The sequence below is a fragment of the Streptococcus sp. HMSC067A03 genome, assembly GCF_001814295.1.
GTDB classification, from domain to species: Bacteria; Bacillota; Bacilli; order Lactobacillales; family Streptococcaceae; genus Streptococcus; species Streptococcus constellatus.
This window is the reverse complement of record NZ_KV815639.1, coordinates 1-21,182: the sequence shown is the minus strand read 5'-3', so window position 1 is coordinate 21,182 and position 21,182 is coordinate 1. Positions and strand designations below refer to the sequence as shown.

General features: G+C 38.1%; 21 protein-coding genes. 3 read left to right on the top strand and 18 right to left on the bottom strand.

The features are described from left to right. Window positions 1–107: 107 nt before the first annotated feature. The 3 genes from HMPREF2963_RS00100 to HMPREF2963_RS00090 form a co-directional block, all read right to left on the bottom strand. A complete protein-coding gene (locus tag HMPREF2963_RS00100; RefSeq protein ID WP_003024283.1) occupies window positions 108–1,037 on the bottom strand; it encodes a hypothetical protein in 930 nt (309 codons plus the stop codon). A 177-nt stretch (window positions 1,038–1,214) separates the two neighbouring features. After that, window positions 1,215–2,081, bottom strand: a complete 867-nt coding sequence (thrB, locus tag HMPREF2963_RS00095) for a homoserine kinase (RefSeq protein WP_070667901.1) — start codon at window positions 2,079–2,081, stop codon at window positions 1,215–1,217. Window position 2,082: 1 nt separating this feature from the next. Further along, entirely contained in the window at window positions 2,083–3,369 is a 1,287-nt protein-coding gene (locus tag HMPREF2963_RS00090; protein ID WP_070667899.1) for a homoserine dehydrogenase, read from the bottom strand. 177 nt (window positions 3,370–3,546) lie between these two features. Between HMPREF2963_RS00090 and HMPREF2963_RS00085 the strand changes: the two genes are divergently transcribed. Beyond that, entirely contained in the window at window positions 3,547–4,497 is a 951-nt protein-coding gene (locus HMPREF2963_RS00085; protein WP_070667897.1) for a polysaccharide deacetylase family protein, read from the top strand. Window positions 4,498–4,529: 32 nt separating this feature from the next. Here HMPREF2963_RS00085 and HMPREF2963_RS09165 read toward each other — a convergent pair whose 3' ends face one another. The 5 genes from HMPREF2963_RS09165 to HMPREF2963_RS00065 all read right to left on the bottom strand — a co-directional run bounded on the left by HMPREF2963_RS09165 (window position 4,530) and on the right by HMPREF2963_RS00065 (window position 9,195). Further along, window positions 4,530–4,691, bottom strand: coding sequence for a hypothetical protein (locus HMPREF2963_RS09165; protein ID WP_006269581.1), 162 nt, complete (start codon window positions 4,689–4,691; stop codon window positions 4,530–4,532). A gap of 14 nt (window positions 4,692–4,705) precedes the next feature. Further along, the gene (gene obgE, locus HMPREF2963_RS00080; protein WP_039677021.1) at window positions 4,706–6,016 is read right to left on the bottom strand and encodes a GTPase ObgE; all 1,311 of its coding nucleotides are present in this window, start codon (window positions 6,014–6,016) and stop codon (window positions 4,706–4,708) included. 57 nt (window positions 6,017–6,073) lie between these two features. Then, on the bottom strand, window positions 6,074–6,208 hold the full coding sequence (locus HMPREF2963_RS00075; RefSeq protein ID WP_003024272.1) for a DUF4044 domain-containing protein: 135 nt from the start codon (window positions 6,206–6,208) through the stop codon (window positions 6,074–6,076). A gap of 254 nt (window positions 6,209–6,462) precedes the next feature. Continuing rightward, complete coding sequence (gene galT / locus HMPREF2963_RS00070) at window positions 6,463–7,944, bottom strand: UDP-glucose--hexose-1-phosphate uridylyltransferase (RefSeq protein WP_070667894.1); 1,482 nt, start codon at window positions 7,942–7,944, stop codon at window positions 6,463–6,465. 72 nt (window positions 7,945–8,016) lie between these two features. After that, a complete protein-coding gene (locus HMPREF2963_RS00065; protein ID WP_070667892.1) occupies window positions 8,017–9,195 on the bottom strand; it encodes a galactokinase in 1,179 nt (392 codons plus the stop codon). 236 nt (window positions 9,196–9,431) lie between these two features. Here HMPREF2963_RS00065 and HMPREF2963_RS00060 point away from each other — a divergent pair, with 236 nt between their 5' ends. Both HMPREF2963_RS00060 and birA read left to right on the top strand, forming a co-directional pair. Continuing rightward, window positions 9,432–10,433: a LacI family DNA-binding transcriptional regulator gene (locus tag HMPREF2963_RS00060; protein ID WP_070667890.1), complete on the top strand. Its 1,002-nt coding sequence runs from the start codon at window positions 9,432–9,434 to the stop codon at window positions 10,431–10,433. Between the two features lie 2 nt (window positions 10,434–10,435). Then, complete coding sequence (gene birA / locus HMPREF2963_RS00055) at window positions 10,436–11,371, top strand: bifunctional biotin--[acetyl-CoA-carboxylase] ligase/biotin operon repressor BirA (protein WP_070667889.1); 936 nt, start codon at window positions 10,436–10,438, stop codon at window positions 11,369–11,371. A 148-nt stretch (window positions 11,372–11,519) separates the two neighbouring features. Here birA and HMPREF2963_RS00050 read toward each other — a convergent pair whose 3' ends face one another. From HMPREF2963_RS00050 to HMPREF2963_RS00005, 10 genes are all read right to left on the bottom strand, one after another. Next, window positions 11,520–11,714, bottom strand: a complete 195-nt coding sequence (locus HMPREF2963_RS00050) for a DUF3272 family protein (RefSeq protein WP_020997743.1) — start codon at window positions 11,712–11,714, stop codon at window positions 11,520–11,522. A 38-nt stretch (window positions 11,715–11,752) separates the two neighbouring features. Continuing rightward, window positions 11,753–13,417, bottom strand: a complete 1,665-nt coding sequence (dnaX, locus tag HMPREF2963_RS00045; RefSeq protein ID WP_070667886.1) for a DNA polymerase III subunit gamma/tau — start codon at window positions 13,415–13,417, stop codon at window positions 11,753–11,755. Beyond that, window positions 13,417–13,914: a GAF domain-containing protein gene (locus HMPREF2963_RS00040; protein WP_006269496.1), complete on the bottom strand. Its 498-nt coding sequence runs from the start codon at window positions 13,912–13,914 to the stop codon at window positions 13,417–13,419. The genes dnaX and HMPREF2963_RS00040 overlap by 1 nt, the downstream gene beginning before the upstream one ends. A 65-nt stretch (window positions 13,915–13,979) precedes the next feature. Further along, the gene (locus tag HMPREF2963_RS00035; protein ID WP_070667884.1) at window positions 13,980–14,603 is read right to left on the bottom strand and encodes an SAP domain-containing protein; all 624 of its coding nucleotides are present in this window, start codon (window positions 14,601–14,603) and stop codon (window positions 13,980–13,982) included. A gap of 391 nt (window positions 14,604–14,994) precedes the next feature. Beyond that, window positions 14,995–17,619 (bottom strand): pneumococcal-type histidine triad protein, encoded by a 2,625-nt coding sequence (locus tag HMPREF2963_RS00030; RefSeq protein ID WP_070667882.1) that lies wholly within the window; start codon window positions 17,617–17,619, stop codon window positions 14,995–14,997. A gap of 8 nt (window positions 17,620–17,627) precedes the next feature. Further along, window positions 17,628–18,551, bottom strand: a complete 924-nt coding sequence (locus HMPREF2963_RS00025; protein WP_006267085.1) for a metal ABC transporter solute-binding protein, Zn/Mn family — start codon at window positions 18,549–18,551, stop codon at window positions 17,628–17,630. Window positions 18,552–18,671: 120 nt separating this feature from the next. Continuing rightward, the gene (trmD, locus tag HMPREF2963_RS00020; RefSeq protein ID WP_006270533.1) at window positions 18,672–19,406 is read right to left on the bottom strand and encodes a tRNA (guanosine(37)-N1)-methyltransferase TrmD; all 735 of its coding nucleotides are present in this window, start codon (window positions 19,404–19,406) and stop codon (window positions 18,672–18,674) included. Further along, the gene (gene rimM / locus HMPREF2963_RS00015) at window positions 19,396–19,914 is read right to left on the bottom strand and encodes a ribosome maturation factor RimM (protein WP_070667880.1); all 519 of its coding nucleotides are present in this window, start codon (window positions 19,912–19,914) and stop codon (window positions 19,396–19,398) included. Before rimM ends, trmD begins: the two co-directional genes overlap by 11 nt. A gap of 265 nt (window positions 19,915–20,179) precedes the next feature. After that, window positions 20,180–20,404: a hypothetical protein gene (locus HMPREF2963_RS00010; protein WP_232008015.1), complete on the bottom strand. Its 225-nt coding sequence runs from the start codon at window positions 20,402–20,404 to the stop codon at window positions 20,180–20,182. 389 nt (window positions 20,405–20,793) lie between these two features. Then, window positions 20,794–21,182, bottom strand: a 389-nt coding sequence (locus HMPREF2963_RS00005; RefSeq protein WP_148132042.1) for an LPXTG cell wall anchor domain-containing protein, incomplete at its 5' end; no start/stop codon positions are given.

Below are 21,182 nucleotides of genomic sequence, written 5' to 3'. Positions count from 1 at the left end.
AATAACATGCTAAATATTTTGACGAATAACCATAGCAAATATTCAATAGTTTGTAGGTTAAATCTAAAAAGGCTCAGATAAAAATCCAAGCCTTAAAACATTTAAACTTACCCTAATTTTCTTGTAAGATATTTCTGTGATTGTGCGGAAAGAGCACTGATAATCGTTCCCACAGCCCCAGCACCTGTGAACAATAATAGCAAACCAAGATTTGTCCAATAAGAGATATGTACTTCATTGCCATTTAAGATATAATTTGTCAGATAAGTAAAAGCGGTAAAAACATCTGCTCTTTCTGCTTTTGCAAGCTGAATTGCATAGTCAAATTGGTGCGCAACCAACATCATGATAAGCATAAAAACAACACTAATCGCGATACCAACTTTAGACAACTTTTTACCTAACAATTCGTATCCTTTTACTGTACAAACTCCCATGACAATTCCTGAGACAACAGCTACATAACCAAGTTGAGCAATCACTAAGGTAACAATTCCCCCTATCAAGCTTCCCAGAAATGCCCCTACTGTACCTGCTAAGATACTTTCTTTTTGATGATCATAAGCTTGATTGGCGATAGACAAATCCGAACTTAATTCCTGAAAGGCTTCTGGTGAAAGAAGCAACAAATTTCCTCCTACCTGATAAACATCCACTTGTCCTGCTTTTCCTGTCTGCTCGCACACATTTGTAAAATTTCTTTCTTTCAAAAAAGAGATAATATCTTGTAAGCCCTGACGAATATGCTCACGTGTTTTTCCTTTGGTCATACCCACTTTAATATCAAAGCTTGATTTATACAAATTAACTTGATAGGTTTTCAATGCCTTAGAAGACTTCGTCAACTCTTTAAATTCTTCCAAAGAGGGTAACGCTTCGCCATTTTTTACCGAACAACAAATACGGTATTGATTTTTTTGATTCATTTGTTCAATATAGAAAGTATAACCATCTTTCTGTCCAAAAATAACGGTTGATGTTTCATCAAACTGCAATCCCAACTCATCCGCAAGTGCCTGCAAATCAAGTTTATTCATAATTACACCCCTTTATATATTCTAATTTTATTATAGCATAATTTTAAATAATTAGACAAGAGGAAATTAGTTGTAGAAATATAAAAAGAGTTGCACTAATGTTAACCTGCACCCCCAATCGTTAAAGTTTCTGTCCAACTTTTTGGGATGCAGGTCATGTCAACTCTTTACCTTTTCTTATTTTTCTACTCGAACGCCTTTGCAATCAACCTGAAGTTCAAAAACTTGTCCTTTAAATTGTTGCTCTTCTATCTTCTCTTTTAGTGTATTCGAGCGCTCTTTTGGTGCTAGAACCATCACAGTAGGTCCTGCTCCTGATAGATAAGTCGCATACGCACCATTTTCTTTTGCCATCATCTTGATTTTGGGAAATTCCTTAATCAAGCCTTGGCGAAAGTGCTCATGGAAACGATCGGACTCAATAGTTTGTCCCGCTACTACCATGTCTCCCTTCATTAAAGCAGCAATTGCCACATTTGCTATCGAGCTTGCAGCAACAGCTTCTTGATAAGATAACTCTTTTGGAAGAACGCCACGGCTATCTTTTGTGCGCAATTCATAATTTGGGATGTAGGCAATAAGGCTTACTTCTGGAAATTTCGTCACAACTGTTGAAACTTCTCCGTTTACATAACTAGAAATCGTCAAATTACCATAAATAGCAGGTGCCACATTATCTGGGTGTCCTTCAATTTTGGTCGCAAGATTCAATTTTTCAGCATTTGACAACTGCAAATTTGCTAATTGATTGGCTAGTTCAATCCCTGCAACAATAACAGAACTAGAAGATCCCAAACCACGCGCCAAAGGAATATTAGTCGTCATTTTTAAATGATGAGGTCGGATGGCTGGAGCAATTCGACGCGCTACTTTAATCAACAAATTCCGTTCATTTGAAGGAATGCGCCGCCCTAAATCGTGCTCAATAATCCACTGATCACTTTTTCCTAAAACTTCAATGATCAGATATTTACTGACAGCTACACCAACCGAATCAAATCCCGGACCGATATTAGCACTCGTTGCAGGTACAATAATCTTCATTTTATTCTCCTAATACTTTGAACGTATTCAATAATTTAAAACCAGAAGTTGCCTGCAACTTTCGAGTGACATTTTCTACTTGTGTTTTGTTGATAGCATGGGTGATAATCACAACGCGTGCAGTATTTCCGTCTGTTCCTTGCTGTAAGATTTGCTGCAAGGAAACATCCTCAGTATTAAAAATTTCTGCCAAACGTAAAACTTGACCTTTCGAATCCGGTGTCAATGTTGAAAAGTAGTAAGAACTCTTAACATCTTCTGGTTTTGCAAGGACTCGTTCACGTTGAAACTCATTAAAAGCTTTTCCAACAGTTCTCTCGTTGATCCGGCGAACAATCCGAATGATATCTGCAACAACACTTGTTGCTGTAGGTTTTTGTCCAGCACCTGGACCATAATACATCGACTCACCAATCCCGATAGATTCCACAAAGACTGCGTTCATCACACCATTCACACTAGCAAGAGGATGAGATTTTGGTAAAAAAGTCGGTGTGACTTCTGCAGCAAGACCTGATTTTGTTTCTTCAATAAAACCAACTAATTTGACAACATAGCCTAATTGCTGCGCAACTGTTACATCCTCTGGTGTAATCTTGCGAATGCCTTGATGAGCAACATCTTCAAATTTAACTGTCATGCCAAAGGCGAATTGACTCAAAATAGTCATTTTATAAGCAGCATCAATGCCATCGACATCATTAGTTGGATCACTTTCTGCAAATCCAAGTTGTTGCGCTTCAGATAACGCTGCTTCATAAGACCAACCTTCTTCTAGCATTTTAGTCAGCATGAAGTTAGATGTCCCATTGACCACACCGAGAAGACGCGTAATTTTATCAGATGCTAAAGAATTAACAAGTGTGCGTAAAATCGGAATCCCTCCTGCTACCGCTGCTTCATAGTAAAGAGCCACCTTATTTTTATTAGCAATTTCAAGCAACTCCGTACCATGAACTGCTAACAAATCTTTATTTGCGGTAACAACATGCTTACCCGCCTCTAATGCACGTGTAATAAAGTTTTTTGCTGGTTCGATACGCCCCATCAACTCAACAACAATACTTACTTCCTTATCATTTAAAATTTCGTCAATTGTCGTAACAAAATTAAAATGATTCCCAGCTGCTAACAAGCGCTCTTTTTCAGCAATATCTTTCACCAATACTTTCGTGATTTCAATTTCTGAATGAGCTGCTTGCACAATCTTCTCATTATTTTCTTTTAATAAAAATGGAACACCACTAGCAACTGTTCCAAAACCAAGTAAAGCAATTTTAATAGACATAGGCACTCCTTGCGATTTTTATGTTTTTCATTATAGCAAATAAACTTATTTTTTTCTACTGAGCAAATTCTTATATTTTTTATAAAAATAATAAATTATTCTTTAAAATTTTATAAACTGACGCTAAGAATTATGATACAATAAAATTAGTGATTTAATAATCAAAGGAGTTCTACAATGGGAAAACATTCTGGTAATCGTTCTGCACGAAATCGTATTCGTAAAAGGAGACAACGGCGCACTATTATTAGTCTCATCTTATTGGTCATTCTAGTAATTGCAGGGACATTCATGTGGAAACACTCTGGAGTAAACCTCGCTAATAACCAAACAAAATCTGCTGGTTCAACAGTAAATAAATCTTCTTCCTCACAATCAACAGCTAAAAAGACAATGGACTCTAGTCACAAAAAGACTAAAATCAAATGGGTGAAACAGGATCAACCGGTTAAATTTCCTATTCTGATGTATCATGCGATTCATAATATGGATCCTTCTGAAGCAGCAAATGCAGGTTTAATTGTCTCACCAGAAACATTTGAAAGTCATTTAAAAGCCTTAAAAGATGCTGGTTATTATACTCTTACTCCAGAAGAAGCATATAAAGTTTTGACTGAAAATGTCCTTCCGGAAAATAAAAAAGTCGTTTGGTTGACTTTCGATGATAGTCTGAGGGATTTCTATACAAACGCCTTTCCATTGCTTCAAAAATATCAAATGAAAGCAACAAACAATGTCATTACTGGCTTTGTCGAAAATGGGCGCGAAGATATGCTAACTCTGCAGCAAATCAAAGAAATGAAAAAAAAGGGAATGTCTTTTGAAGATCATACGGTTAACCATCCAGATTTATCCCTTGCAAGTACAGAGACACAAACGACAGAATTACAAGCTTCCAAACAATACCTAGACAATAACCTTTCACAAAATACGACAACGGTTGCATATCCTTCAGGGCGTTATACTCAAACAACGACACAGATTGCTGAAAGCCTTGGTTATAAAATGGGATTGACAACCAACAACGGACTGGCTTCTCTTAATGACGGACTTTTGACCCTCAACCGTATTCGCGTCAATCCAACAACAACTGCACAAGATTTATTGAATGAAATTGCTACAAACTGAAAAATAGGACTTAGCTCAAAAATGAGCAAGTCCTATTCTTTTTTCTTTTGTGCTAATTTCTCACGCTCCAAACGAAACTTTCGGTTCGGATTGAGTTTGTTAAAAAGTTTTTCGAGCTTTTCTTCATTCCAGACATCTGCTGCAGAAACAAAATTACCATTTTCATCACGAAAGGATATCGGTTTATCACCCACAGTATCACTCCTTTCTAATCCACAAATTCAAATTCAAAGTTGCCGATACGAACTAGGTCCCCATCTTTTGCGCCACGAGCTCGCAAGGCTTCATCTACACCCATACCACGCAATTGACGGGCAAATTTCATGACTGCTTCCTCACGGTCAAAGTTCGTCATAACAAAAAGTTTTTCTAATTTATCACCTGAAAGTACCCAAGCTGCATCGTCATCACGTGAGATGTCAAAGGCAGGAGCATCCTCATCAAAGCCATAATAAGCTTCCTCTTCCATTTCAGACTCATCATAAAGTAAAAATTCAGGAGTTTTATCTAGTAATTCTGCAGTCGCATCTAACAGCATTGATAATCCTTGTTTGGTCAAACTTGAAATTGGGAAAATCTGTGGCAATTCATCAAATTCATCATAATTTTCTGCTAATTTTTTCTTAAATGTCTTCAAATTTTCTGCACTATCAGGCATGTCCATTTTATTAGCGACAATAATCTGCGGACGCTCCATCAAACGAAGATTGTACGATTCCAATTCCTTATTAATTGCAAGATAATCTTCGTAAGGATTACGCCCTTCACTAGCTGACATATCAATGACGTGCAAGATGACACGCGTTCGTTCAATATGGCGAAGAAACTGTGTCCCCAATCCCACTCCTTGACTTGCACCTTCAATCAATCCAGGCAAATCTGCCACAGCAAATGATTCACCAGATTGCGTTCGAACCATTCCAAGATTAGGTACAATTGTCGTGAAATGATACGCTCCAATTTTCGGTTTAGCGGATGTGATAACACTTAGCAGAGTTGATTTCCCAACAGACGGGAAGCCAACTAAACCAACATCTGCTAGAATTTTTAATTCCAACTGTAGCTCACGTTCTTGACCTGGTTCACCATTTTCAGAAATTTCTGGTGCTGGGTTTTTAGGTGTTGCAAAGCGGATATTGCCGCGACCGCCGCGACCGCCGTGCGCCACGATAAATTTTTGACCATTTTCAATCAAATCTGTTAGAATTTTTCCTGTTTCGGCATCACGAACCGTCGTCCCTTGCGGCACATGAACAATCAAATCTTCCGCACCACGACCGTGCATTCCTTTGGTCATTCCTTTCTCACCAGACTGAGCTTTAAAATGACGATTATAACGAAAATCCATCAGGGTACGAAGCCCTTCATCTACGACAAAAATGACGTTGCCACCACGACCGCCGTCGCCACCCCAAGGACCGCCATTGGGGACATACTTTTCACGGCGAAATGCTACCATACCATCACCGCCATTTCCAGCCTTGACTTTAATCTTAGCTGTATCTAAAAACATACTCATATTTTTCTCTTTTCTCGATTTTCACTTTAAAAAAACGCTCTTTCAAGCGTTCGAGGACTAGAAATTACTCAGAGCACCAAGCGCACTTGCAAAGATCGCTCCAACAGTTACCAACAACATGATAACAACTACAATCAAAGTCAATTTTTCGAATCCTGTTTTTTTCCGTTGTCCATTATCACCAAAAGCCACAATATTACCTCTATGTATTTAATTTGCTCTCTTAATTGTAACATGAAGATGAGAGTTTTTCAAATGCTAGCTGAAAAGAATGCATTTCAATTGCAAATTTCCGCAAAGAAAAATCCAGCAAACTTCCTACTGGATTTTAGTATCAAACATTGTAACTCTCAATATTGTCAAAGACTGTTTTCAAGTTGTTTCTATCATTATCTTAACATAAGCCAATTCACCCTAAATTTTTATATTTTATCATAAAATGAGCATTATTTTACAAGACCTATAGACTCAATGAAGCGCATAAAAGCCGCTTGCCCCTCTTTTGTTCGCTTGTAAACACCCGCATCTTCCAAGACGCGTTTAAAAATCCGACCGACTGAAGCGCGCACGATTGTTTGCGCTGATTCTAGTGTTGCATCGGGATGATGAGCTTTTAACTGGTCAGCCCATGCCTGATGATAAGGAGCCACTTCTTCTCTTTGTCCCAAAAGAAATTCTTCAACTTCTTTTAATTCATTTTTCAAACGAGGTGGAAGAATCGCTAAGCCCATGACCTCAATCAAACCAATGTTTTCTTTCTTGATATGCTGAACATCTTGATGAGGATGATAAATACCATCCGGATGCTCTTTGGATGTTTGATTATCTCGAAGAACCAAATCTAATTCAAACTTACCCTTTTTTCGCCGAGCAATAGGAGTAATAGTGTGATGTTGTTCACCATTTGACTCAGCTAAAATCTGAACAGTCGGATCAGAGTATGCACGCCATTTCTGTAAAATCGTATCCGACAACTCTATCAATGCAGCTTTATCAGTTGATTTCAACCGCAAAACCGACATGGGCCAGTTGACAATACCAGCTTCTACAGTTTCAAATCCTACAAAGGTGATAACTTTGTCCAGATTTGCTTTTTCCATAGGAAAAGTATGCCTTCCCCCTTGATAATGATCATGTGTGAGAATAGATCCTCCCACGATAGGAAGGTCAGCATTAGAACCCGCAAAATAGCTCGGAAAAATTTCTACAATGTCCAAAAGGCGCTCAAAAGTAGCACGACTGATAGTCATAGGAGTATGCTTGCTATCTAAAAAAATGCAATGCTCATTAAAATAAGCATAGGGCGAATACTGAAAGCCCCATTCTTGTCCGACTAAGTCAAAACGGATAATTCTATGATTAGATCGTGCTGGATGATCTAGTCGACCTTGATACCCTTCATTTTCAAAACAAAGCTGACAGGCTGGATAATGGCTCGTTTTGGCCTTCTTAGCTGCTGCAATCTCTTTGGGATCTTTTTCTGGTTTAGAAAGATTGATGGTAATCTCCAAATCGCCATATTCAGTAGCTGTTTGATAGGCAATATTTTTAGCAATGGCTTTCAATTTAATATAATCGTTGCACTTGCTGAGCTCATAAAAATTAGCAATGGCCTGCTCAGGAGTTTGTTCGTAGGTCTGCCAAAATTGCTGATTTAGCTGACTAGGAGCTGGGGTGACTAAATCCATCAACTTTGCCCCAAGAATATCCTGTTCTGCATGAGTCGAACCAACATTCCCAGTTGCTAAAGCAATTTTTAGTAAATCATCTTTGAGATCAATTAAACCACTTGCTGATGTTTTCTGTTTCTCAGCCTCTTCCCCAATTAGAGCCATGACACGATTTATCAAATAGGTTCGATCCATTTCTGTAAAAGAACTATTTGCTATGACCTCTGTTACAAAGTCATCTAGTAAATTTCCTGCCATTATTTTTCCTTTCTTTCATAGAAAAGGCTGAAATCCTCATCGGCCTCTCTTTGCTAGTACGTAACACATTACTTAATCCAATAGACAGCTACCGCCGGCTACTTCTGCGATGTAGAAGCTAGGTGCATAGCCGATAACTTCTTGATACTTGTGATCGACATTTTCTTTGAATGCATCCACTGCATCCTTACGAACTAAAGCAATGGCACAACCACCGAAGCCAGCTCCAGTCATTCGAGCCCCCAAAACCCCTTCTTGTTCCCAGGCCGTGTGAACCAACGTATCCAACTCCAAACCAGTCACTTCATAGTCATGCTCTAACGAAACATGAGAAGCATTCATCAGACGACCAAACTTGTCAAGATCGCCTGCTTGCAAAGCTGCCCGCGCTTTCAAAGTACGTTGATTTTCCAATACGGCATGACGAGCCCGTTTGAGACGATTTTCGTCCTCTATCAGATAGCTATACTCGTCAAAGGACCACTCATCCAACTTGCCTAAGGTTGCAATAGACAGCTTACGGTTAAGTTCTTCAACAGCTTTTTCACACTCAGCACGGCGTTCATTGTATTTAGAGTCTGCAAGTTCACGGCGCTTATTTGTATTCATGATAACAACCACATTATCCTTAAGTTCAAGCGGTACTAAATCATATTCAAGTGTATTGGTATCCAGATAAATCGCTCGTTGATCTGCTCCCATGCCAATAGCAAACTGATCCATGATTCCTGAATTCACACCAATAAATTCATTTTCCGTTTGTTTACCGATTTTTACTAAATCTAAACGGTCTAATTTTAAATCAAACAGTTTCTCTACAATAATTCCTGTCAATAGTTCCAATGAAGCTGACGAAGAGAGGCCTGAACCATTTGGAATATTTCCAGAGACATAGATATCCATTCCTTTATCAATGACATGCCCTGCCTTTTGTAAGAAATGAAGTACCCCTTTTGGATAATTTGTCCAATTATGCGTTTTTTCAAAACGAAGATTTTCTAAAGGCACCTCAATAATCCCTTGGTCTTCAAAGTTCGCAGAATAAAAACGAAGTGTCTTATCGTCACGTTTGCGCGCCGCTCCGTAAGTTCCTAGTGAAATAGCCGCAGGAAAGACGTGACCACCATTGTAGTCTGTATGTTCACCAATTAGGTTAATGCGGCCTGGTGAAAAAAATGTGTGCTCTGCTTCTGCTCCAAAAACTGTTGCAAAATCTGAACGCAATTGTTGAATAGACATAGTAGTTGACATAAGAGATCTCCTTTTTGTATAGTTTTGTAACCGTTTTAGTATCTTTATTATAAAACATCATTAGTAAAACTTCAAGTATTTTAGTAAAATTTTACCAAATTTAATTACTGATATTTAAAGGTCTTTAAAGATAAAATTCGATAACAAAAGCTTCTAGGTTTTTACTAAATATTTTTTGTATTTTACTAATTTTTAAGGTATAATATACTTATTCGTTAGAGAGAATAGGAAAAATAATGGCAACCATTAAAGATATAGCAAACATAGCTGGTGTCTCTCCAGCAACTGTGTCACGCGTTTTAAATCACGACCAATCCATGTCTGTCAGTGATGAGACACGCCAAAAAATATTTGACATTGCAGAAGAACTACATTATAAAAAAATAAAACGAGGAAGCAATCGCAATTCCCACAGTCGTAGAATTGCGATTGTAGAATGGTACACCGAAGAGGAAGAACTAGATGACCTCTACTATTATGCCATCCGTATTGGAGTAGAGAAAAAAGCTCAAGAATTGGCCTATGATGTTATGCGCTTTTTCAATAATGAAGAATTAAATCATCTCGATCAAGTTGACGGCATCATCGCGATTGGAAAATTTAGCACTCAAAAAATTAAAGAACTAGAACTCTACACAGATAAACTTGTCTTTATTGATATCAATACGCTTGCCTATGGACATAGCTGTGTGATGGCTGACTTTGAAAATTCTGTTATAGCTGTTCTTAATCACTTTTTAGAAAAGCAACACCAACAAATTGGACTGCTGATTGGTCAAGAACAAACTTCTGATAAAACCACTACTCTATCCGATCCACGCTTGCTAGCATTTAAAAATTACCTAACTAAAAAACAACTCTATCAAGAAAAATATGTCAAAATAGGAAACTTTTCATCTGAATCAGGTTATTCTATGATGAAAGAATTGATTGAAAATTTAGGCAAACAACTTCCGACTGCATTTTTCATAGCAAGTGATGCTTTAGCTGTGGGTGCACTTCGAGCACTGCAAGAAGCAGATATTCCTGTGCCAGATCGTGTTAATGTAATTGCTTTTAATGATACATCTATTGCCAAGTACGTCTATCCACCACTCAGCACGGTTACTGTCTTTACAGAGGAAATGGGCAGACAAGGACTACAACTGCTGCATGAGAAATTTCAACATCCTAGCTCAACCATTCCACGTATGGTAACACTCGCCACCAAACTAACCCTAAGAAAGAGCAGCTTATAGACATGAAAACATACGAAATTTTATTTGACATTCTTAGTCAAGAGTCTGACTATGTCAGTGGTGAAAAATTAGCACAAAAGTTAGGGATTTCACGTACTTCTATCTGGAAAGCTATTCAGCGTTTGGAAAAAGAAGGGATTCGTATTGAATCCATAAAAAATAAAGGTTATAAACTTATCTCTGGTGACTTACTGATTACTAAAAAAATAGAAGAAGCTGCTCCCATCCAAGTTTCCTTCAATCCAAACTGCAAATCCACTCAGTTGGATGCCAAAGCTGGTATTGAAACTGGTAAGCCTGCCAATACGCTCTATCTTGCTTCTTCTCAGACAGCTGGTCGTGGACGCTTTGGCAGAAGTTATTTTGCTCCAGAACAAGGAGGAATTTATATGACGCTTCACTTGAAGCCCAATCTGCCTTTTCCACAAATTCCCGCCTACACTGTCTTGACTGCTGGAGCCATTTACAAGGCCATCAAAGAGCTCACTTTAATGGAGATGGAAATTAAATGGGTGAATGACATTTATTACAAAGGCAAGAAAATAGCCGGCATTTTAACTGAAGCTATTACTTCTGTCGAAACCGGCTTAGTCACTGATGTGATTATTGGAGTGGGTATCAATTTCGCAATCTCTAATTTTCCTAAAGAGTTAAAAAATAAAGCTAACTCTCTCTTCCACGAAAAGCAACCTATCACGCGCAATGAACTCATTGCTGAAATTTGGAAAGATTTTTATGATTGTGATCCAGACGAGCTGATTTACCTTTACAAACAGCATTCTCTTATCTTAGGTCGGACAATCACTTTTTGCCAGAATGACAAAGAATACAAAGGAGTTGCCAAAGAAATATCAGATAATGGCCAACTATTAGTTCAATTAGATACAGGCCAAGAAATGTGGCTAAATAGTGGTGAAATTTCTTTAACAAGTTGGTAAAGAAAAGAAGGGAATAAGTTGAGTAAAAATCAACTTATTCCCTTCTTTTTTTCAGCACAAAATCAATTCCTTTTATTCTACCATGTGCAGATTTTTTTAAATCAAACAGAAGAAAAAAGGTCAAGGAATTTTGCCTCAACCTTTCTTTTTATTTTTTTCGTTTGATATGTTTATCGATTTCGTCTACTATTTTTCCCATGACGTAGCTCACTTGTAAATTGCGAATGACTAGAAATGCCCAAAAAACAGCAAATAAATAGTGTCCTGACATCATTGCTTCGTTAAAAAAATAGGTTTCAATTGCTGTGAAAAAAGCTGTTGTAAGAAATTGTTGTCTTGTCATAATTCTATTATAGCATGAAAAAATAGAAAAATCTAAATTCAGTCCTCTTGAATGCTAATTTTTTCTGTTAAGAAAGCAAAACCTTCTGGAATGATGATTTCCTTTGTCTCTTCTGTTGGATTGACATTTTCTCCACGCGCCTTAGCGGAAAATTCAGCCCGAATCTCTGTCCAGTCGGTCATCGAAATAGCTAAGATATCCGGAGAAAATCCAGCCACATTGCTGAGTAAATTCCCAAACATTGTATTGAGATTTTCCCGTTTCATGGTTTGTTCTGCATTAAAGCTCGACTCAAATGCGAGAATTGCGTGATTCTCATTAGCCGCAACAGGTTGCGAACCAACTAAAAGTGCCTTATCTGCACCAGCTAAACTTTCGATAATTTCTCCCCAAGCATTTTGCAACTTAGTTAAATTACTCCGAGCCAGACTAGGATTTTCAACTGCCTCTTGCAGAATGGCATTTACTTTCTGTCGATCCACGCGATAACCCTTGCTTGATTTGACTGAACGGGTTGTTTGTGTTGACTGACTAAAAGTGGAACTTGGCTGTAAACTTGCCAATTGACCCTTAAGCTGGCTAATTTCATCTTTTAGTGTTTCTATCTCGCTTACTAGATTGGATGGTAATTCTGCTTTTTCTTGCCCTTCTGCCAGTCGAATGGTCATCATTTCTGTGTAGATCTTGGGTTGCAAGCTATTCTTAATTTCCGAAAGGCTTTTCGTTGCAATCTCAATCAGCTCAAACAATCTTTCTTGTGGTGTATTGAGATTACCTAAAAAGATTTCACTTATATGGGTATTTTCACCACCCGTTTTAACAATAAGCAAATCTCTAAGATATTGTAACAGGTCAGTGACAAAACGAGCCATATTTTTGCCACTATCAAAAATCACATCAAGGTTTTCTAATGCTGCTGATGTATCATGCATCAACACAGCTGTCACATAAGCATCCAATGCACCTAGACTAATAGAGCCAGTAATTTCTTCTGAAATAGCTGTTGTCAACTGATTGTCTTGAGTGAGACTGAGAGCTTGATCCAAGATAGATAAGGCATCCCGCATCCCACCTTCTGCTCGCCTAGCGATAATCTGCACCGCATCATTTTCAAATCCAATATTTTCCTGCTGCAAAATCCATTCAATATGAGCAACAATATCCTTGGTCTTAATTGACTTGAACTCAAAGCGTTGCACCCGTGACAGAATAGTAGCTGGTATCTTGTGCAATTCTGTCGTTGCTAAGATAAAGACCACGTTTTCTGTCGGTTCTTCCAAAGTCTTGAGAAGAGCGTTAAAAGCTCCAGTTGAGAGCATATGAACCTCGTCAATGATATAAACTTTATGTTTTGCTAGACTAGGAGCATAAGTAGATTTGTCTCGAATATCTCGGATTTCATCCACACCATTATTGGAAGCCGCATCAATCTCAATAACATCCTCTAGGCTTCCTTCTGTTATAGCTTGACAAATATAGCACTCATTACAAGGTTCACCATTCTTTCGATGAGGGCAATTCATAGCTTTGGCAAAAATCTTGGCTACGCTGGTCTTTCCTGTTCCTCTAGGACCTGAAAAGAGATAAGCATGGCTGATTTTATCCTGTTCAACTGCCTGCCGTAAAGTTGTTGCTACAACTTTCTGCCCAACTAACTGACCGAAAGTTTGACTTCTGTATTTCCGATATAAAGCTTGATACATTAGGCTTTGTCTCCAAACATCTCAAAATTCCAATTTGTTTTCTCTAGCAAGACGGCTACAAAATTTTCTAAATATTCCCGATCAATCTCATCATAGTCCCCCAGCAGATGAGAATCCAAATCTAAAACTCCTACTAAGCGACCATCCTTTACCATAGGCACCACAATCTCACTACGTGCCCTGCTATCACAAGAAATGTAGTTACCATACTGAGTAACATCTTCAACGATCACCGTCTGCCGTTTGGCGGCAGCTTCTCCGCAGACTCCTTTTCCTAGCGCAATGTGCACACAGGATACACCACCTTGAAAAGGTCCTAAAACCAACTCATTTCCGTCATAAAGATAAAAGCCGGTAAAAACGGAATGTGGCAAGGTTTGATTTAGCAAAGCAGAGCTGTTTGACAGATTAGCTAAAGCATTGCTTTCACCCTCAAGTAATGCTTCAAGCTGTGCTAAAAGTAATTGATAATTTGAAATTTTTTCTGATTGATTCATACTCTCTATTATACCAAAAAAACAGTCTCGTGACTGTTTTTTCGCAAATGGACAAGTACTACCTCCTATTTCCCTTTCAGATACATAAAAATATCATCCCAATAGTTCTTTACTAGCTGCTGGTGATAGACTTTAGAAGCAGTTGAATGTTTCACTTTCTGCCAAAGAATAGCTGCAACTTTAAGTTTTTGTTGGAAAGTAGCATTATTTTTATCAGCACAGAAATCTTTGACAAATTGATTCCATTGACAGCTGGTATTGTCATACTTAGCGTAAGTTGATTGACCTTGATAAATTGCTAACATATCTCGCAGTGTAAACTCGACATCCTTTTCTGCTTTTACCTTCCGCCAAGCTGCCGCCATGTCCGCTGTAAACTTGAATGAACTAACACCTGTCTGCTGGGCGAAAAACTCCCGAAAGCGGGTATTAAAGGCAAAACCACAGGATAACAAGGGAGTGTCTAAAGTAAGCTCTATGCCTTGCTTTTTCTTGGTTTTTAAAGGAACTTTCTTCTGAACAACATTCCCTGCAAAATACTGTTTGATTTCCTCTTCTAGCTCTGTTTTGATACCTGAATACTCCAATCCCAATTGTTTACAAATATCTGCTAATTCTGTACGATACCAATAATATTGTGAAAACTCTTGATAGGTTTTCATCGTTGTAAAATCTGGTCTATCTTTCATTGCGTGTATCCCTTTTTTCTTTCTCTATGACCTATTATACCACCAGTAAAGTAATTCCTCAAAAATGATAGATTTGTCAATTTATAGAAGATCGTCCGACCCTCGGATAGAGCGAACCACTTTTAGTTGAAGCAATCCGACCCTCGGATAGAGCGAACCACTTTTAGTTAAAGTAATCCGACCCTCGGATGGAGCGAACTACTTTTACTTGAGGCAATCCGACCCTCGGACGGAGCGAACTACTTTTAGTTGAAACAAGCTGACCCTCGGACGGAATGAATCGCTTTTAATTTATCCTAGCTGCCCAGCGGACACGACAAAATCTCCCTCTATAAACATGGAATAAGCAAAAGAGCTGAAAAACAAGTTTTCAACTCTTGAGGGGTGCATATTAAGAAACCACTTCAGCTGTGAGGATATTGACAACTTTTGTTGTACCTGAAGCATCTGTAAAGCTAACTGTTTTATTGGCTGGTTGATAGCTGAGATTTTCTAAGCTAACATTATATTTGAAAGCAATTTTAATCAGTTTCTTTTTAAATTCTTGTACTGATAAACCGTAGCTTTTTGCTCTTGCTTCTTCTGCCGCTTCTTCAGGATCAACAGTTGGCTGCTCTTCTGTTTCCTCAGATTTTTCCTTTTGAGCATCCGATTCTTTATTTGCAGACTTGCCTTCGTTCTCTTTTGACTCTTCATTTGGTGCATAGTTCTTGTCACTATCGGATGATTGATTTTTCTTACCATGCTGACTAGAATTACCAAAACCATTGTCAGAATGCGGACGGTCTTCTGGATGAGTGACGTAATATTTCACGGTCGCAAGGAAATCTTCCATGCTGTAGCCGTCAGGTGCTTTGTAAAGTCCTTGATCAAACCAAGAAAGAGAGACATTATGATAATGGTCATAATGCGGAATAATCAATTGACCATTTTTATAATCAACGACATAAGCTGTATTATATGGCATTACCTCAACAGGTACCTTTTTAGCCGGTGTCACACGCTCATAGATTGCTTGTGCAGTCTCTTTTTGAGGTTGTTTTGGATCCGTACTTGGCTTCTCCTCTTTCTTTTTCGGAGTTTTCGTTTTCAGATACTCTTCCGTCGCTTTACGCTCAGATTCTGACAAATCATTCTTAGGAATATAGTGGCTGTGTGTCATGTGTGGAGCAGTATAGCCATCTCCTTCATCTTTAATCACATCATGTGGATCAAAGATATAGCCGTCTGATGTTGCATAACGACCTGCAGCTTTAGCTAATGCTACTTCATCAGCCGTATAAGCAATTTGCGAATTTGCTTTGCCTGCGCGTTCAGGGTGCTGTACCTCACTTGACAATTTCAAAACCTTATCCAATAAGGCAAGCTTATCCACATTCGGATTGGCAGCCTGTTGCATGAGGTTTTCAACCATTGCCAGTTGTGCTTTATCCCCTTTGATTTCAAGCGTTTGACGAATTGGTGTTAAGACTTTCTTGAAAGCAGCAACGATTTCAGCATTTTTCTTTGTCAGTCCCGCTTGTGTTTCCGGATCAACCGCCTTGACGATTTCAGACAACAAATCTTTCACTTTTTGAAGCACTGTTGCTTTTTCTTCTGTTCCAAGAGTGAAGCCAGATTTGATACCAGCGAGTTGCTCTTCAAAGTTTGCCTTTTGACTAGCATTTGTCACCTTACTCATCAAACTTTCAGCCTTATTGATAAAGGTTTGAATCTGTTCATCCGTCACTTCTGTCTCAGATGGTTCTTCTTTTGGCTTTTCAGGCTCTTTGCTTGGCTCAGTTTGCTTGCCATCATTAGGTTTGTTTGGCTGTGTTTGGTCCTTGCCCGTATCTTGGTTCGGTTTACTTGGGTTTGTCTGTTGATTACTTTGACCAGCTAGCTTTTTCGCTTCTGAATAGTCCGTACCAGGAACAATCATCCGCGAAATTTTTTCTTCTAGTGGCGACATTTGACTATAGTAAATGAAATGATAATGATTACCATGTGGCACTGCCACCCCACTAGAAGATTTTTTAGTAATCTGTGCCGGGTCAAATATCAAACCATCAGATTCCACATGACGTTGGTTTAACGGCATCAAGTACAGTTGTTTTAACAGATTGATGATTTCTTGATGAGCAGATGGAGTATTCTGATGACTTGGTTGTGATGGCTGCGCATGATGATTATTGCCCTGATGAGTCTGTGTTCCCGGCGTTGATGGTTGGTAATGGATAGAAGGTAGTGTAGTTCCGCCATTTGATGGTCTTGATGGCGTTGGACTTGGACTCGGAGTTGATGTCGTACCGCCAGGTTTGTGTTTGTTGTCCCAATAGCTCTGAGCAGCAGCTAATTCACTAGGAGACAAATCTTTCTTTGGAATATAATGGAAATGATTACCATGCGGTACGATGAAGCCATCTCCAGTATCTTCTATCACATCTGTCGGATTGAAAACATAGCCGTCATCCGTCGTATAACGACCTTGCGCACGAGCTTCTTTGACAGCTGTTGTTACAGCACCACCTTTCGCTCCCTTATGGCCTTTGCCGCTATACTCTGCCCTTTGGCGAGCAATTTCTTCTTTTGTACGAACATTACTGGTATGATTTGGATCTTTCAAGTAAAGATAATATTTTCCATTTACCTTGATAATGTAGCCATCTTTCACTTCGTTGATAATATCAGACTGCTGCAAGGTATAGTTTGGATCTCGCATAATCAGCTCTTCACTGATAATCGCATCATAAGGGACTTTCCCATTATAATAATGATAATGATCACCGTGAGAAGTTACGTAACCTTGGTCTGTAATTTTGACAACAATCTGTTCCGCATTGATTCCTTCTTTTGCGCTCACTTCATCAGGCGACAAATTCTCTGCTTGCTTGCCCTTGTTTGCTTTAGATTTTCCATTTACATAAGCAACACGGTTATTTTCCTTGCTAGATACTGTCTGATGACGCCCCAGCTCATAGCTACACAAACTTAGGACAACAACTGCAACAGAACCGATAAGATATTTTTTCTTCATGATTCTCCTCATTTTTTCAATTCTTTTGCCAATGTCGCTAGATTGGCTTCTAGATTTTCAAGATAAGTATGATTATTTTGCGGATCAGCTTCCAAAGGGTTTAATTGTTTTAGTTTAACGCCTGTAGATTTGACCAAAGTTTTCGCAACTTTTGATGAAGCATTACTTTCCACAAAAATGGTTTTAACTTTATAAGTTTTGACAAATTCTTCAATTTCCGTCAATTGGCGCGGACTTGGTTCCTGCTCTGGAGAAATCCCGGCAATCCCCAACTGCCTCAATCCAAATCGCTTCGCCAAATAAGAAAAGGCAGTATGCTGAGTCACAAATGTTTTTTGCCTTGCAGCTTTGAAAATCGGTTGATATTTTTTAGTCAATTCTTTTGCCTTACCTGCCAGCTCTTTCGCGTTTTTTTGATAGGTTTCTTTATTTTTACTATCAATCTTCGAAAGTTTATCAGCGATAATCTGTGCTTCTTCTGCCACTTTTTCTGGGTCTAACCACGTGTGTGGATCGTAAAGAGTCTTTTCATCCACTCCTTCACCAGCAGCTACATCTTCTAATCCCGGCACACGCTCCAGCTTCATCCCTTCTGAAGCTTCAAGTACCTTCACTTTAGATTTTTTCAAACTCGGATCTAAACTTCCAGCCCAAGATTCTAACGTATGAGAATGATAAACAAAGACATCTGCATCATAGATAGCTGCTACATCGTTGGCTGATGGTTCAAAGGAATGAATACCGCTACTTGATTGAATCATCCGAACATCATTTAAATCGCCTGATACTTCTTTGACCATAGCATAAATCGGATAAAAACTTGTTACAATTTTCAGACCTTTACTCTGTTTTTTTGGACTTGTTCCACACGCTGTCAACAACAAAGTCAATCCTACCACAAAAATAGAAAATAAATATTTCTTTAATTTCATAAACTACTCCTTAACCAGTTTATTAACCGGTTAATATGATACCACGATAGAAATTAACTGTCAAGAATTTTTTATCTATTTTTTTAACAATAAGAAAAAGCCCTCTAAATTAGAAAACTTTTAATCTTTTATATCATTGCTCTTTTCTCTATGAATCTCTTCTAGCATTCCTTCTTCTTCGGCTGTTAATTCATATTTTTCTAATAAATCTGGACGACGTTCATAAGTCTTTTTCAAACTCTCATACAGACGCCATTTTCGAATATTCTCATGATGACCGCTCATCAAAATATCTGGCACAACCATTCCACGAAACTCATAAGGGCGCGTATATTGAGGATATTCTAAAAGACCTGATGAAAAACTGTCATCAGTATGACTAACTTCCTTACCAAGAACTTCAGGAATCAGTCGTACCGTTGCATCGATCATCGTCATAGCAGCCAACTCTCCACCGGTCAAAACATAATCTCCAAGAGAGACCTCGTCTGTCACCAAACTTTTAATCCGCTCATCATAACCTTCATAATGCCCGCAGATAAAGATTAATTCTTCTTCTTGAGAAAGTTCTTCCGCATAGGCTTGATTAAATGTTCGACCAGCAGGATCCAACAAAACGACTCGTGGCTGCTTTTTTTCAATCGCATCATAAGCATCAAAAATTGGTTGCGCTCTGAGCAGCATTCCCTGACCGCCCCCATAAGGCTCGTCATCAACGTGTCTCGATTTCTCTGCATTTTCTCGAAAATTATGATAGTGAATCTCTAGTAATCCTTTTTCGCGCGCCTTGCCAACTATTGAATGCTCTAAAGGGGCAAACATCTCCGGAAATAGGGTCAAAATATCAATCTTCATCGTCCAGTCCTTCCGGAATTTCCACATCTACTCGACTATTTTCAAGATCAATATTCAATACAACAGGCGGAATATAAGGCAACAGTAAATCACGCTTGCCTTTGCGCTTTACCACCCAGACATCATTAGCACCGGGCTGCAAAATTTCTTTAATTGTTCCAATCAAAATATCCTGTTCATAAACATTCAAGCCAATAATTTCATGATAGTAAAATTCGCCCTCATCTAAATCCAATAAATCTTCTTCAGCCACTTTCAAAGTAAAATCACGATATTTCTCAATGTCATTGATATGGTACATTCCTTTGAATTTGATAATATCAAAATTTTTCATCTTACGATGACTAGCAATTTCCACATTCATGACAAAATTATCTTTCTTATCAAAAAGGGCCAACATACTTCCCTTTTTAAAACGTTCCTCTGCAAAATCCGTCACCGATAGTACACGCATTTCACCTTGCAAACCTTGCGTATTCACAATCTTTCCAACATTATAATAGTTCATTTTCTCTCCAAGTACTAGCATTATCTTTTTTATTTTATCATGAATAAAGGGAATTCTCAAGAAAACAAAAACCCCTACTAAGACAAATCTTAATAGGGGATGGAGAGCGATAATTGTCCCTCACTTTTTATCGCCTCAACAATTAACATCAGACTTTAAAACTTGGCTTTCAAGCTTAACCAACCTGTAAGTAATTGTTTTTCTATAATTACTGTTTATCAATTTTTGAACCACGATTTAAATACTAGTTTGAACTATTATTATATTATTTATATCTATCATAATTTGCATCAAACCATTCTAATAAGGCCTGCGCTGTTGTAAATTTAATACTCTGTACCTTTACTTTACCATCTCTAAGATAAAATAAGCTAGTTTGAGAAACTAAGTAATTCGTTTCTTTACACATTCTGTAAGCTGAGATTTTCTTAGCACGCAGTAATTCGATAATTAGTTCAATCTTTTTTAACATGATATCAACATTTTCCACTTCCAAAACCTCTCCATAACAATGAAAAAACTACTCTTAAAAGGTACCTACTTTTCATCTTTTAGTAAGAGATAGTTAAATCACTACTTCCTATTTTTATAAAAATGAGTGAGCTGAACAAAAATGTTTTTATCCCACTCACTAAAAAACTATCAATACATAGAGTCATTCTTTTCCATAGTTGCCAATCATGGTAGTTAAGATAGTTAAACTAACAGAGGTAAATTTTAAAATTTCCGAGTGACCATTTGAAAATAGAATTTATACTTTTATAATTCTAAAATCTTATACAATAGAACACCCTTACCCTGTCTATTTATAAAAGAAAATGAGATGGGAGTATTCCCATCCCATTTCTAAAGGAGATAACTTAACAATACATTTACATTTTATTCTTCCTTTCTCTTCCATGACTTACCAATTAAAGTAGCTGAAGACGCTAGACCGACTAAGCCTATTAAAGGCAAGAATGGAAATTCTTTAGTGCCTGTTTTTGGTAATTTAGTATTCGCAGTTCCAACAGAGGTAAACTTAGATCCCACTGATTGAACATTTGAAAACGGAACTTTTGATCTGTAACCCAAATTAGTTGGAGCCACTGAATTTTGAACAGAGGCAAATGTATTTGATTTCTTGTTTCCGACCTGATTATTATTTCCGTTTTGGCTATTCTGGTCAGTTTGATGTGTATTACCATCTGGATTAGACTTACCGCCTTGATGTGTATTGCCATCTTTACCATCTTTACCTGCGTCACCCTTATCACCTTTATCGCCCT

What these genes read in the sequence shown, in the direction of transcription:
- HMPREF2963_RS00090 (WP_070667899.1), bottom strand. Translation starts at nt 3,369, where the DNA reads ATGTCTATTAAAATTGCTTTACTTGGTTTTGGAACAGTTGCTAGTGGT.
- HMPREF2963_RS00065 (WP_070667892.1), bottom strand. Translation starts at nt 9,195, where the DNA reads ATGTCAACTACTATGTCTATTCAACAATTGCGTTCAGATTTTGCAACA.
- HMPREF2963_RS00030 (WP_070667882.1), bottom strand. Translation starts at nt 17,619, where the DNA reads ATGAAGAAAAAATATCTTATCGGTTCTGTTGCAGTTGTTGTCCTAAGT.
- HMPREF2963_RS00060 (WP_070667890.1), top strand. Translation starts at nt 9,432, where the DNA reads ATGGCAACCATTAAAGATATAGCAAACATAGCTGGTGTCTCTCCAGCA.
- HMPREF2963_RS00035 (WP_070667884.1), bottom strand. Translation starts at nt 14,603, where the DNA reads ATGAAAGATAGACCAGATTTTACAACGATGAAAACCTATCAAGAGTTT.
- rimM (WP_070667880.1), bottom strand. Translation starts at nt 19,914, where the DNA reads ATGAACTATTATAATGTTGGAAAGATTGTGAATACGCAAGGTTTGCAA.
- thrB (WP_070667901.1), bottom strand. Translation starts at nt 2,081, where the DNA reads ATGAAGATTATTGTACCTGCAACGAGTGCTAATATCGGTCCGGGATTT.
- trmD (WP_006270533.1), bottom strand. Translation starts at nt 19,406, where the DNA reads ATGAAGATTGATATTTTGACCCTATTTCCGGAGATGTTTGCCCCTTTA.
- obgE (WP_039677021.1), bottom strand. Translation starts at nt 6,016, where the DNA reads ATGAGTATGTTTTTAGATACAGCTAAGATTAAAGTCAAGGCTGGAAAT.
- HMPREF2963_RS00040 (WP_006269496.1), bottom strand. Translation starts at nt 13,914, where the DNA reads ATGAATCAATCAGAAAAAATTTCAAATTATCAATTACTTTTAGCACAG.
- galT (WP_070667894.1), bottom strand. Translation starts at nt 7,944, where the DNA reads ATGGCAGGAAATTTACTAGATGACTTTGTAACAGAGGTCATAGCAAAT.
- dnaX (WP_070667886.1), bottom strand. Translation starts at nt 13,417, where the DNA reads ATGTATCAAGCTTTATATCGGAAATACAGAAGTCAAACTTTCGGTCAG.
- HMPREF2963_RS00100 (WP_003024283.1), bottom strand. Translation starts at nt 1,037, where the DNA reads ATGAATAAACTTGATTTGCAGGCACTTGCGGATGAGTTGGGATTGCAG.
- HMPREF2963_RS00050 (WP_020997743.1), bottom strand. Translation starts at nt 11,714, where the DNA reads ATGACAAGACAACAATTTCTTACAACAGCTTTTTTCACAGCAATTGAA.
- HMPREF2963_RS00025 (WP_006267085.1), bottom strand. Translation starts at nt 18,551, where the DNA reads ATGAAATTAAAGAAATATTTATTTTCTATTTTTGTGGTAGGATTGACT.
- HMPREF2963_RS00085 (WP_070667897.1), top strand. Translation starts at nt 3,547, where the DNA reads ATGGGAAAACATTCTGGTAATCGTTCTGCACGAAATCGTATTCGTAAA.
- birA (WP_070667889.1), top strand. Translation starts at nt 10,436, where the DNA reads ATGAAAACATACGAAATTTTATTTGACATTCTTAGTCAAGAGTCTGAC.